The organism is Neobacillus mesonae (assembly GCF_023715155.1).
Lineage (GTDB): Bacteria > Bacillota > Bacilli > Bacillales > Cytobacillaceae > Neobacillus > Neobacillus mesonae_A.
This window is the reverse complement of the sequence record NZ_JAMBNQ010000003.1, coordinates 129336-141048: the sequence shown is the minus strand read 5'-3', so window position 1 is coordinate 141048 and position 11713 is coordinate 129336. Positions and strand designations below refer to the sequence as shown.

At 43.6% G+C, this 11713-nt stretch carries 14 protein-coding genes; all 14 read right to left on the bottom strand.

Annotated elements, in window-relative coordinates; translation table 11 throughout:
- Positions 1 to 45 precede the first annotated feature (45 nt).
- Positions 46 to 678, bottom strand: coding sequence for a bifunctional phosphoribosyl-AMP cyclohydrolase/phosphoribosyl-ATP diphosphatase HisIE (gene hisIE, locus M3183_RS05030; RefSeq protein WP_251467129.1), 633 nt, complete (start codon positions 676 to 678; stop codon positions 46 to 48).
- Positions 675 to 1436: an imidazole glycerol phosphate synthase subunit HisF gene (gene hisF / locus M3183_RS05025; RefSeq protein ID WP_251467127.1), complete on the bottom strand. Its 762-nt coding sequence runs from the start codon at positions 1434 to 1436 to the stop codon at positions 675 to 677. Before hisF ends, hisIE begins: the two co-directional genes overlap by 4 nt.
- Complete coding sequence (gene hisA, locus M3183_RS05020) at positions 1433 to 2164, bottom strand: 1-(5-phosphoribosyl)-5-[(5-phosphoribosylamino)methylideneamino]imidazole-4-carboxamide isomerase (RefSeq protein ID WP_251467125.1); 732 nt, start codon at positions 2162 to 2164, stop codon at positions 1433 to 1435. The genes hisF and hisA overlap by 4 nt, the downstream gene beginning before the upstream one ends.
- Positions 2161 to 2784: an imidazole glycerol phosphate synthase subunit HisH gene (gene hisH / locus M3183_RS05015; protein WP_251467122.1), complete on the bottom strand. Its 624-nt coding sequence runs from the start codon at positions 2782 to 2784 to the stop codon at positions 2161 to 2163. The genes hisA and hisH overlap by 4 nt, the downstream gene beginning before the upstream one ends.
- 63 nt (positions 2785 to 2847) lie before the next feature.
- The gene (gene hisB, locus M3183_RS05010) at positions 2848 to 3435 is read right to left on the bottom strand and encodes an imidazoleglycerol-phosphate dehydratase HisB (protein ID WP_251467119.1); all 588 of its coding nucleotides are present in this window, start codon (positions 3433 to 3435) and stop codon (positions 2848 to 2850) included.
- 171 nt (positions 3436 to 3606) lie between these two features.
- A complete protein-coding gene (hisD, locus tag M3183_RS05005; RefSeq protein ID WP_251467116.1) occupies positions 3607 to 4881 on the bottom strand; it encodes a histidinol dehydrogenase in 1275 nt (424 codons plus the stop codon).
- The gene (gene hisG, locus M3183_RS05000; RefSeq protein ID WP_251467114.1) at positions 4882 to 5520 is read right to left on the bottom strand and encodes an ATP phosphoribosyltransferase; all 639 of its coding nucleotides are present in this window, start codon (positions 5518 to 5520) and stop codon (positions 4882 to 4884) included.
- Positions 5521 to 5544: 24 nt separating this feature from the next.
- A complete protein-coding gene (locus M3183_RS04995) occupies positions 5545 to 6717 on the bottom strand; it encodes an ATP phosphoribosyltransferase regulatory subunit (RefSeq protein WP_251467112.1) in 1173 nt (390 codons plus the stop codon).
- A 572-nt stretch (positions 6718 to 7289) separates the two neighbouring features.
- Entirely contained in the window at positions 7290 to 7820 is a 531-nt protein-coding gene (locus M3183_RS04990) for an acyltransferase (protein WP_251467109.1), read from the bottom strand.
- Positions 7821 to 7822: 2 nt separating this feature from the next.
- The gene (gene ppaX, locus M3183_RS04985; protein ID WP_251467107.1) at positions 7823 to 8467 is read right to left on the bottom strand and encodes a pyrophosphatase PpaX; all 645 of its coding nucleotides are present in this window, start codon (positions 8465 to 8467) and stop codon (positions 7823 to 7825) included.
- On the bottom strand, positions 8436 to 9407 hold the full coding sequence (locus M3183_RS04980) for a nucleoside recognition domain-containing protein (protein WP_251467103.1): 972 nt from the start codon (positions 9405 to 9407) through the stop codon (positions 8436 to 8438). Before M3183_RS04980 ends, ppaX begins: the two co-directional genes overlap by 32 nt.
- Before the next feature lie 18 nt (positions 9408 to 9425).
- Positions 9426 to 10244, bottom strand: coding sequence for a prolipoprotein diacylglyceryl transferase (lgt, locus tag M3183_RS04975; RefSeq protein WP_251467101.1), 819 nt, complete (start codon positions 10242 to 10244; stop codon positions 9426 to 9428).
- An 18-nt stretch (positions 10245 to 10262) separates the two neighbouring features.
- Complete coding sequence (gene hprK, locus M3183_RS04970) at positions 10263 to 11204, bottom strand: HPr(Ser) kinase/phosphatase (RefSeq protein WP_251467098.1); 942 nt, start codon at positions 11202 to 11204, stop codon at positions 10263 to 10265.
- 137 nt (positions 11205 to 11341) lie between these two features.
- Positions 11342 to 11710 carry a phage holin family protein gene (locus tag M3183_RS04965; protein ID WP_251467097.1) on the bottom strand — a complete coding sequence of 123 codons (369 nt, stop codon included), beginning with the start codon at positions 11708 to 11710 and terminating at the stop codon, positions 11342 to 11344.
- Positions 11711 to 11713: the final 3 nt, after the last annotated feature.

Here is an 11713-nt window from a genome sequence, read left to right as displayed (position 1 = left end):
ATGTCTCTAGTCTATATTTTTCTTTACTCAGCGCAAAGACCAGCCTTAGGACCGGTCTTTTTGCTTATGTCTTGCTTCAAGTGTTTGTAATACTTCTTTTAATGGAAGGCCTTGTTCTACCAACAATACCTGCAGGTGATACAAAAGGTCTGCGGCTTCCCATTTTAATTCTTCCTGGCTTCGGTTTTTTGCAGCAATAATAACTTCTGCAGATTCTTCACCGACTTTTTTCAAAATCTTATCGACGCCTTTTTCAAAAAGATAGGTGGTGTAGGCACCCTCAGGACGTTCCTGCTCGCGTTGTTGAATGATTTTCTCGAGTGTTTGCAGAATCTGAAATTCTCCTAAGTTGGTTTTTCTATCCACAGCATTTTGCGAAAAACAGCTGACTGCTCCAGTATGGCAAGCCGGTCCTTTAGGGTTGACTAGTACAAGCAGGGCATCTTTGTCACAGTCATATTTGATTTCTACAACAGACTGGGTATTGCCGCTCGTTTCACCCTTATGCCACAGTTCCTTTCGAGATCTGCTATAAAGCCATGTTTCACCTGTTTCCTGGGTTTTTTCAAGCGATTCCTTATTCATATATGCTAATGTCAATACTTCCATCGTTTCTGCATCTTGGATGATGGCAGGAACAAGACCTTTTTCATCAAATTTTACTTCGTTCGTATTCATCGAACCGTCACTCCCTTTTCGCTCAAATAGCTTTTCACTTCATGGACAGAGGTTTCTTTATAGTGAAAAATCGAAGCTGCTAAGGCTGCATCTGCTTTTCCTTCTTCGAATGCTTCGGCAAAATGTTCAGCATTTCCTGCACCGCCTGAGGCAATGACCGGTATTGTTACCGCCTCACTTACCGCTTTTGTCAGTGCCAGATCAAATCCATGTTTTTCACCGTCACTATCCATGCTTGTTAACAAAATTTCTCCGGCGCCAAGTTCCATGGCTTCTTTGGCCCAGTTAATGACCAGTTTTTCAGTCGGCTTCCGGCCGCCATGGGTGTAAACGCGCCAAGTGTTCACTTCCGGGTCAAATTTTGCATCAATAGCAACCACAATACATTGTGAACCGAAAAAACCTGCCCCTTCTTTAATTAGTTCTGGATTTTGGACAGCAGCTGTATTTAGTGATACTTTGTCAGCACCCGCGCGAAGGATTTTTTTCATATCCTCTAGAGAATTGATGCCGCCTCCAACCGTGAATGGAATGGCAAGCTCTGAAGCAACAGCTTTCACTACCTCGACCATTGTTTTTCGTCCTTCCACTGACGCCGAAATGTCCAAAAACACTAATTCATCTGCCCTCTGCTCATCGTAAAATCGTGCAAGTTCAACTGGATCGCCGGCATCGCGAAGCTGGACAAATTGAACCCCTTTTACAACACGTCCATCCTTTACATCCAGGCAGGGAATAATTCTTTTTGTCAATGTCATACAGCCCCTGCCTCCTTTAAGGCATCCTTAAGGCTGAAACGCTTTTCGTATAAGGCTTTTCCAACAATGGCGCCGCTGATGATTTTGGTTTCAGCCAGTGCTTTAAGATCTGCCAGACTGCTGACTCCGCCCGATGCAATCACATTTTTGCCGGTCACTTCTGCCATTTCTTTAACAGCCGCAATATTAGGACCTGATAGCATACCGTCTGTTGCAATGTCGGTAAAAATAAATGTTTCTGCCCCAGCTTCTGCAAAACGCTTGCCGAGTTCGATTGCTTTAACTTCGGATGTTTCAATCCAGCCGTGTGTAGCAACATAACCGTTTTTTGCATCAATTCCAATTGCAATTTTCGAACCATATTTCTGAATCATATCGATTGCAAACTCAGGATTTGAAACAGCAATACTACCGATAATCACACGGTCCACTTCATTTTCAAGGTAATGAGCAATATCTGTTTCCGTACGAATACCGCCGCCAATTTGAATCTTTACATTCTGCAGTTTTTTTGCCGCTTCAATGACAAATGAGTCGTTCACCCGTCTTCCGTCTTTGGCTCCGTCAAGGTCGACCATGTGAATCCACTCTGCCCCATCTGCAGCAAATTGCCCGGCCATATCAAATGGGGAATCCCCATATACTGTTTCCTTATCATAGTCCCCCTGCAGCAGGCGGACACATTTCCCGCCCCGCATGTCAATTGCCGGATAAATTGTTAAGCTCATCGAACCGCGTTCCTTTCCCCAACTATTTTTAAAAAGTTTGCTAGCAGTGACATCCCCAGCTTACTGCTTTTTTCCGGGTGAAATTGCATCCCGAAAATATTGTCTCTTCCTACCACAGCTGCCACCTGTGCATGATAATCCGTTTTGGCCAAGACAACGGCGGAATCCTCTGCATTGACAAAGTACGAATGGACGAAATAAACATAATCTTCCTCAAGTTCTTCCGTAAGCGGTGAAGATTTTACAAACTCCAGCCGGTTCCAGCCCATGTGAGGCACTTTGTATGATGCTGTGCCCTCTTTTCCTGGGAAACGGCGCACACTGCCCGGCAATAGGCCTAAGCCTTCTGTAAAACCATTTTCTTCGCTGTTTTCAAATAATAACTGCATGCCAAGGCAGATGCCGAGAAGCGGTTTCCCTGAAGCAGCAAACTCCTTTATTGTATCTGCCGGCAGCTGGTCCATCGCATCTCGAAAAGCGCCAACTCCCGGTAGAATCAGGGCATCTGCGTTTAATAGCTGGTTTTTATCTGCTGAGATAAAATAATCGGCATTGAGCCGTTCCAGTGCTTTACTGACACTGAACAAATTTCCCATGCCATAGTCGACAATTCCTATCATGGTGAATCACCGCCCCAAATTTTTATTGCGTTCCTATGTATGAATGGTAGACGCTTATTTTTATTACAGCATTCCTTTTGTTGACGGAACACCTTTGATCCTAGGGTCAACAGTTGTCGCTTCGTCAAGTGCCCGGCCCAAAGCTTTAAAAACAGCTTCAATCATATGGTGTGTATTTTTTCCGTAATGAACAATGACATGCAGGTTCATTCGAGCTTCTAATGCAAGTTTCCAAAGAAATTCATGGACCAGCTCTGTATCAAATGTTCCAACCTTTTGTCCAGGAAATTCACCGCGCATTTCAAAGTGCGGGCGGTTGCTGAGGTCTACTACTACTTGTGCCAGTGCATCATCCATTGGCACGAAGGCATTTCCGTAACGCTTGATTCCTCGCTTGTCTCCAAGTGCTTCACGGAGTGCTTGTCCTAAACAAATGCCGATATCTTCTGTTGTATGGTGGTCATCTACCTCCACATCTCCACTGGCGTCTACAGTTAAATTAAATTGACCGTGTTTTGTGAACAAATCAAGCATATGGGTCATGAAGGGAACGCCTGTTTCAAGATCAGAACGGCCCTCACCGTCGACTGCCAGCGCCAGTTTAATACTAGTTTCGTTTGTCTTACGTTCTACTCTTGCGATTCTTTCCATGAGAAATTGGCCTCCTTTGATGCGTTCTATTTACAAATTTGGATTGCGGTATTTCATTAATTAGGATTAAAAACCGGATGTTGAGCTTCATGGTGCATTAATTCTTTTTTGATGGGCTCTATTTAAGACATTCGTGCTTTTTATATGTGTTTGTTCCGTAATACAATTTTCTTACTTATCATTCTTAAGTCTTGTTTCCACAGCTCTTGCGTGGGCTTCGAGTCCTTCCATGCGGGCGAATGCTGCGATTTTCCCTGCATTTTCTTCAAAGGCATTCTTACTGTAAATAATAACACTTGATTTCTTTTGGAAATCGTCAACGTTCAGCGGACTGGAAAACCTTGCTGTTCCATTTGTCGGGAGAACATGGTTCGGTCCGGCAAAATAATCGCCGACAGGTTCTGAACTATAGCGTCCTATAAAAATAGCGCCGGCATGACGGATTTTCCCAAGCAGTTCAACCGCCTCAGCTGTAACTACCTCTAGATGTTCTGGTGCCAGCTGGTTGACGACTTCCACCGCTTCATCAATACCATCGGTAACGTAAATCGCACCATAATCTGCAATGGAACGTTCTGCAATCTCGCGACGGGGTAAAACAGCAAGCTGCTTTTCAACCTCTGCCGAAACAGCTTCAGCCAATTTCATAGACGGTGTAACCAAAACACTGCAGGCCCTAGGGTCATGCTCTGCCTGTGATAAAAGGTCTGCCGCCACTTCATCAGGTCTTGCCGTTTCATCTGCTAAAATAGCAATTTCACTAGGCCCGGCAATCATATCAATATCGACATCACCATATACCTCACGTTTAGCAAGGGCAACAAAGATATTTCCCGGGCCGGTGATTTTATCGACAGGAGCAATGGATTCAGTTCCATAGGCAAGAGAAGCAATCGCCTGTGCCCCGCCGACCTTATAGATTTCTTTCACTCCCGCTTCTTTTGCTGCGACAAGCACTGCTGCTGGTAAATTGCCATCCCGGTCTGGAGGAGAGGTCATGACAATCCTTTTAACGCCGGCAACCCTTGCAGGCACCACATTCATTAATACTGAAGATGGATAGGCTGCAGTCCCGCCCGGTACGTATACGCCAACAGAATCGAGCGGTGTCATTTTCTGCCCTAAAATGGTGCCATTCTCTTCTGTCGTCATCCAGGAAGGACGAAGCTGTTTTTCATGGAAAACACGGATATTTTCCGCTGCCTCGCGGACAATGGCCACGAACTCATCCGTAACTTTTCCATATGCCTCCTCCATTTCTTTTTCCGTAACTGAAAAGGCAGAAAGCTGAACTTGATCAAACTTCTCTGTTAGTTCTTTGACTGCTTGATCACCCCGGGCTCTGACATCTTCAATAATTGCTTGAACAGCTGCCTGCTGTTCGGAAGTTCCGGATTCTACTGAACGTTTTATTGAAATAAGATCATTTACTTGAAGTATTTTCATTTAAAGTTCCCCCACTGATACTACTTCATGAAGTCTTGAGACAAGTTCGTCAATCTGAGTGTCCCTCATCCGATAGCTGACAGGATTGACAATCAGCCTTGATGTCACATCCACAATTCTTTCATATTCTACGAGCCCGTTTTCCCTCATCGTCCGGCCGGTTGAGACAATGTCGACAATCCGGTCTGATAAACCAATCAACGGGGCTAGTTCGATGGAGCCGTTTAATTTAATAATTTCGACCTGCTCCCCCTGCTCACGAAAATACGCCTCCGCCACATTTGGATACTTGGTTGCCACCCTTGGGGCCACATCATTCATTTTAGTATCAGGCAGTCCTGCAACAGCCAAATAGCAGCCGCTGATTTTTAAATCTAGAAGTTCATAAACGTCCCGCTCTTCCTCCAGCAAAACGTCCTTTCCAGCAATGCCAATATCCGCCACGCCATGTTCTACATAAGTAGCAACATCCATTGGCTTTGATAAAATAAACCGCAAATTTTCTTCCGGTACATCGATAATCAATTTACGCGAGTCATCAAATTCCGGCGGAAGCTTGTAGCCTGCTTTACGAAGCAATGCTGCTGCCTCTTCAAAAATACGCCCTTTCGGCATCGCTATTGTTAGAATGTCATTCATTGGTGCACCTCCAAATCAGATTTCCTATTCATTGTTTCGTCCTCCGATTAAAAAGGTCGTTTTAGCAAATTTCTTTGTAAAAGCATCAAGATTATTCACACCGCTTATGTCTTGAAGAATAGATTTTTGACCCTGTTCACGCATTTCTTTTGCTAATTGAAATGCCTCGCTGCGGCGCTCCTGACTGAAAAATATACAATGACAATCAGTTTCAGACTGACTGCCTCCTAAAGCCTCAAGCAGCATATCGAGTCTGACGGCAAATCCGGTGGCGCTTGCCTTCTTTCCAAACTTTTCAATTAAGCTGTAGCGGCCGCCATTACCGATTGGAAAACCGACCTTTCCAGCATAGACTTCAAATAATATACCGGAATAATAGCTCATATGGCTGACAATCGAAAAATCAAATTTCACATGATCCTCAACACCATAATCTTTTACAATGTTCCACAGTTCTTCCAGCTCGCTGATAGCCTTTTTCCCTTCCCCATTTTCAATGATGTCAGCGGCACTGCTCATGATCTCTTCGCCGCCCCTTAACTGGAGAAGCTTAAGTAATCTTTGTTTATCAATGGATGATAAATTTAAAGACTGAACATGTTCACGATATCCAACATAATTTTTTTCGTATAAAAACTTCCGTAAAGCTGTTGCCCGTCCATTTGTTCCTAAAATTTGAACGAATAATTCCTGGGCAAATCCAGCATGACCTATTGAGATTTGAAATTGCTCCAGGCCAGCCTTTTTTAAAGAAGAAATTAATAATGCAATGACTTCACCGTCACAGGAGATGGTATCTTCATTAAGATATTCCACTCCAATCTGTTCAAATTCAGCCGGCCTGCCGCCCTCTCTTTGCTGGGCACGGAAGACGTTAGCTGAATAGGCTAGCCTTACTGGCAGATCGTCCTGCAAGAGTTTAGATGCAGCAACGCGGGCAATTGGAGTCGTCATCTCAGGTCTTAACACAAGGGTATGTCCTTCTTTATCAAGTAATTTAAACAGCTGGGCATCATTGATGGCTGAAGCGGCACCAACGGTTTCATAATATTCGAGAGTTGGTGTTTCAATAAATTGATAGCCCCAAAGTTTGAACGTTTCCGCCATTGATAAGCGGACCCGGTCTTTCTTTTCATATAATTCCGGCAGGGTATCGCGCATCCCCAACGGTTTCTCAAACATAAACAATTGGCTCATTTTGTTCATCCTTTTCAAGTTGCTTTAGTCTGCTAATATATTAGAGGATTAAAGTTGTTGTTTTTAAGTTTACTCCTTGTGGTAAATTTCGTCAATATAAAAATATTATGACAAGATTCTAGTGTTAAGAGTAGTGATTTCTGTGAAGATTCCGCCAATTTTCAGTAGAATTTGACTGCTTTTTTAAAAAAGTGCCGCTAAATTTTCTCGAAACAGATTTTTATAAAAGGCTATGTTAAACTTGGCTGTTGATTTTGCTCCACAAGGAAGTCTTCGTCAGCATGGGCATCGCACGACTAAAAGCGATAGCTTTTAGAAGGAGGCACAAGCGGTTCGCGGGAGTTCCGTGGAGCCTCCTCGGCGCTAACGCCTTCGGGGTCTCCCCTGGCACGCACCCCCGCAGGACACTGAATTAACATCATTGAATCCGCCCACCACGAAGGAAATGCGTTCGCATTTACGAGGAGTCTTCGTGCCTTCCGCTGCAATCAACAGGGGTATAAAAAATCAACACCACTCTTTAACAGCCTTATAAAAAAAGTCCGGTCAAAAAAAAGATAGACCAGACTTTTTCATTTTTTTCCGTAAATCTCATCATCCGCCCATCGTTCGGCAAGCTGCTCCTTCGTATAGATCATCCGCATCGGGTTTCCGCCGACAAAGCTTCCTGAAGGGACATCCTTATGTACAAGGGTGCCGGCCGAGACAATGGCACCGTCACCGATTGTGATACCCGGCATGATGGTGGTATTCGCACCAATCATCACAGCATCACCGATTACCACATCTCCCAAACGATATTCTTTAATCAGGTACTCGTGTGCCAGAATGGTCGTGTTATACCCAATAACCGTATTGCGTCCAACCCTGATTTTTTCCGGAAACATTACATCCAGCATGACCATTAACGCAAAAGAGGTCTCTTCTCCCACCTTCATGCCAAGAAACGTACGGTAAAGCCAATTTTTCATCCCCAAAAAAGGGGTGTACCGTGCCATCTGAATGACGACAAAGTTTTTTACCACTTTCCAGAAAGGAACAGTTTTATAGACATGCCAGAGGGAGTTGGCCCCTTCTACACGATAGCGGGTTGTCTTTCTCATTTTTACACCTCTAAGATGGTCAGTAAATCCGGCATCTCTTCCAGGATATAATCTGGTTTGTATTTAGCAAGAAAGTCCCTGCCTTTAAGCGACCAGGCGACGCCAGCTGTTAATGTGCCCGCATTTTTTCCGCCTTCTATATCATGATAGTTATCCCCGACCATGATGGCTTCATCAGGTGTTGAACCAAGCTTTTCTAATGCTTTAAAAATCGGTTCAGGGTCCGGCTTCACTTTTTCAACCTGATCAATCGCGATGATGACATCAAAAAAAGAATCAAGCTTCATTAATCGCAATCCCCTTAAAGCAGTATCAAAGCGTTTCGTTGTTACTACCCCAAGCTTATATCCTTTTTCCTTTAATGTTTTCACTGTTTCATATACCCCGGGAAATTCCTTGACAAGATTGTCATGTTCAGAGAGGTTATATGCCCGGTAGTCTTTCACCAATTCTTCTACACGGTCTGGGTCGATGCTCCCAAAAGCCTCATCAAGGGTAGGACCCATAAATGGCAGAACATCCTCTCTTCCAAATTTGCCTGGATAATATTTTTCAAGCGTGTGCAGATATGAAGCGACAATCAGTTCATTTGTATCAATTAAGGTTCCATCTAAATCAAATAGTAGAGTCGTGATTTGTTTTGTCATAAGATGCTTCCTTTCTTTTTCTTAACTTGCCGGTCCGCCTCCAAATCGTCCCAACTATTAAGGTCAATGTAATGGCAACTCCTACTCTTATTAAAAACAAGGGCCATACAGGAATGCCGAGAGGGACAAAAATTAGCGTATCCTCTACTACAGCATGGCAGGCGACAAGAAATATAAAGGCTAATGTAATATCTTTTTTGCTGACACCATCTTCTTGGACAGCCTGAATCATAACTCCTGCGCCGTAGGCAAGGCCAAAAATGAGACCGGCTGCCATTGTCGTTGATGTATTTTCCTGCATGCCCAGTGAGCGGGTGACAGGAGACATAGCCTTTGAAAATTTTTGCAGCCACTGTAAGTCTTTTAAAATTTGAATGACAAGCATTAACGGAATAACAATCATAGCGAGCTGCAAAATGCCGAGTCCTGCTTTTTCCAAGCCTTCGAGTAAAATCCCCGCAAAACTTGCCGCCGGTTCTGATTTTGCTTCAATCAAGCCATATTTGGCAGGCTCTCCGCCGCCATGCCAGACAAGGTTAATGACAGCAGCTGAAATAAATGCCAGTCCAAGCCTGGTTGTAAGGATCACCCAAAGCTTCACACCTGCTTTCATGGCTACCCCAGATTCAATGAATAAATTATGCGAAAAACTCAGCATCACTGCTAAGATAAATACTTCTTTAACGGAAAAATCAAGCGTAATAATCGCACCGATTCCGGCATAAAGGTTCAGCATATTTCCAAGTACAAGCGGAATGGCTGCATCCCCTGACAAGCCAATCAGCTTCATCACCGGGGTTAACAGCTTAATGATCCATGGTAAAACAGGCGTATACTGTAATACAGCGACAACAAGGGTAACGGGGAAAATAATTTTCCCTAATGTCCAAGTCGTTTTGAAACCAGCCAGAATTCCCTTTTTTACTGAATGTAGAAGCATTTCCCCTAATACTCCTCTTTATTTATTGGTTCCATCTAAATAACGGACATCGGAGAGACCTTGTTTCCGGCGGTATATGAGTATAAGAATGGAAACAACGACAAGTGCAATTGAAATGGTTTGCGCCATCCGAAGGCTGCCGAGCATCAAACTGTCCGTTCTCATGCCTTCTACAAAGAAACGGCCGATTGAATACCAAATGACATAGGAAAGGAATAATTCACCACGGCGCAAGTTTACTTTTCTCAGCAGCATCAAAAGGATAAAGCCGGCAAAATCCCAAACGGATTCATACAGGAAAGTCGGGTGATAATAGGTTCCATTTATATACATTTGATTAACAATAAAATCAGGCAGATGCAGGTTTTCGAGGAATGACCGTGTCACTTCTCGTCCATGTGCTTCCTGGTTCATAAAATTGCCCCAGCGGCCAATGGCCTGTCCTAGAATAATACTTGGTGCTGCAATATCCGCAAGCTTCCAAAAGGAAATTCCCCGTTTCCTTGTGAAAATAATCGTCGTGATAACAGCACCAATCAGCGCTCCGTGAATCGCAATCCCGCCGCCCCAGATTTTTGGGATATCCGCCGGGTGCTGTGAATAATAACCCCATTCAAAAATAACATAATAGATTCGAGCTGAAATAATCGCTATCGGAATCGCCCATAGCATTAAATCCGCAAACGTATCCTGCGGCAATTTTCTTCGATTTGCTTCCCGGATTGCAATATAAAGACCTAGTGCAAGCCCGGATCCAATTATTACTCCATACCAATGCACTGGAATCGGGCCAAGATAAAACGCAATCGGATCTAGCGGCTTAATATTCTCGTTCATTTCATTCTCCTCTTCCTATTACATATCTTCCTGTTCATGATCTGCATCTTCAATAACATCAGATAGACGGTCTGTAAATTGCTGTGCTGCATTAACTCCCATTCGTTTCAAGCGGTAATTCATCGCCGCCACTTCGATAATAACAGCGAGGTTTCGGCCTGGCCGGACCGGAACTGTCAGCTTCGTTACCTCAGTATCAATAATTTTCATTTTTTCCTCATCAAGTCCCAGGCGGTCATACTGTTTTTTAGGGTCCCAGAGTTCTAAGTTAATGACCAGTGTTATCCTCTTATTGCTGCGGACTGCACCCGCTCCAAACAAGGTCATTACATTAATAATCCCTAAGCCGCGAATTTCAAGTAAATGTTCAATTAATTCCGGAGAGGTCCCGACTAATGTGTCTTGGTCTTCCTGACGAATTTCGACGCAGTCATCAGCAACCAGCCTGTGGCCGCGCTTTACCAATTCAAGGGCCGTCTCACTTTTTCCGACACCGCTTTTTCCGGTAATCAAAACCCCAATTCCATATATATCCACCAATACTCCATGTACGGCAGTTGTCGGAGCAAGCTTACTTTCCAAAAAATTGGTCAGGCGGCTGGAGAACCGGGTGGTTTTCATATTTGCTCTGAGAACTGGAACTGATTCCCTTTCAGATGCTTCAATTAACTCGGGAGGCACGTCCAATCCCCTGGTAATAATAATCGCCGGGGTGATATCCGTGCATAATTGTTCCATTCTTGTTACTTTATCCCGATTCGAAAGTGCCTCATAAAATGTCAGCTCTGTCATTCCTAATAACTGAATTCGCTCAGCCGGGTAAAATTCAAAATACCCAGCCATTTCAATACCTGGACGAGAAATATCACTCATCGTAATGGGGCGGTTGATCCCCTCTTCACCACTTATTAATTCGAGATTAAATTTTTCTAAAATATCTTTAGTACGTACCTTTGGCAAGAATGATATCCTCCTTAAAACAACTGCGATAATTTTTCTAATAAATTCATTTTTTTCATTTTACCATTTTTCTCGCAAGAACCATACTTTCAGGAATTAAAAAAAGATGCATACCTTTTAAAAGTACGCATCTTTTGTTATTTCTTTTTAGAGTACCTGGATGGCTCTAGTATGGTTTTTTGAATTACCAGGTTGACAAGTGACATCAGTACAGCAAAAAACAATGCCATACCAAAACCATCAATCTCAAAGGTACTGCCCATTAAATAATCGGTCAGCTCCAATGTAATGGCATTAATCACAAACAAGAAAAATCCCATCGTTAAGATTGTCACAGGCAGAGTAAACAAAATCAAGAGCGGGCGGACCAGGACATTCAAAATGGACAATAAAATACTTGCCTGCAGAGCCGCTGAGAAGCCTGAGAGATAAAAGCTGTCATGAAAATAGCCGGACAGTGCCATAAACAATACTGCATTAATGATGCATCCAATGAGCCATCTCATATG

What these genes read in the sequence shown, in the direction of transcription:
- M3183_RS04995 (WP_251467112.1), bottom strand. Translation starts at nt 6,717, where the DNA reads ATGAGCCAATTGTTTATGTTTGAGAAACCGTTGGGGATGCGCGATACC.
- M3183_RS04980 (WP_251467103.1), bottom strand. Translation starts at nt 9,407, where the DNA reads ATGCTTCTACATTCAGTAAAAAAGGGAATTCTGGCTGGTTTCAAAACG.
- hisG (WP_251467114.1), bottom strand. Translation starts at nt 5,520, where the DNA reads ATGAATGACATTCTAACAATAGCGATGCCGAAAGGGCGTATTTTTGAA.
- M3183_RS04965 (WP_251467097.1), bottom strand. Translation starts at nt 11,710, where the DNA reads ATGAGATGGCTCATTGGATGCATCATTAATGCAGTATTGTTTATGGCA.
- hisF (WP_251467127.1), bottom strand. Translation starts at nt 1,436, where the DNA reads ATGACATTGACAAAAAGAATTATTCCCTGCCTGGATGTAAAGGATGGA.
- hisIE (WP_251467129.1), bottom strand. Translation starts at nt 678, where the DNA reads ATGAATACGAACGAAGTAAAATTTGATGAAAAAGGTCTTGTTCCTGCC.
- hisA (WP_251467125.1), bottom strand. Translation starts at nt 2,164, where the DNA reads ATGAGCTTAACAATTTATCCGGCAATTGACATGCGGGGCGGGAAATGT.
- hisH (WP_251467122.1), bottom strand. Translation starts at nt 2,784, where the DNA reads ATGATAGGAATTGTCGACTATGGCATGGGAAATTTGTTCAGTGTCAGT.
- hisB (WP_251467119.1), bottom strand. Translation starts at nt 3,435, where the DNA reads ATGGAAAGAATCGCAAGAGTAGAACGTAAGACAAACGAAACTAGTATT.
- hisD (WP_251467116.1), bottom strand. Translation starts at nt 4,881, where the DNA reads ATGAAAATACTTCAAGTAAATGATCTTATTTCAATAAAACGTTCAGTA.
- M3183_RS04990 (WP_251467109.1), bottom strand. Translation starts at nt 7,820, where the DNA reads ATGAGAAAGACAACCCGCTATCGTGTAGAAGGGGCCAACTCCCTCTGG.
- ppaX (WP_251467107.1), bottom strand. Translation starts at nt 8,467, where the DNA reads ATGACAAAACAAATCACGACTCTACTATTTGATTTAGATGGAACCTTA.
- lgt (WP_251467101.1), bottom strand. Translation starts at nt 10,244, where the DNA reads ATGAACGAGAATATTAAGCCGCTAGATCCGATTGCGTTTTATCTTGGC.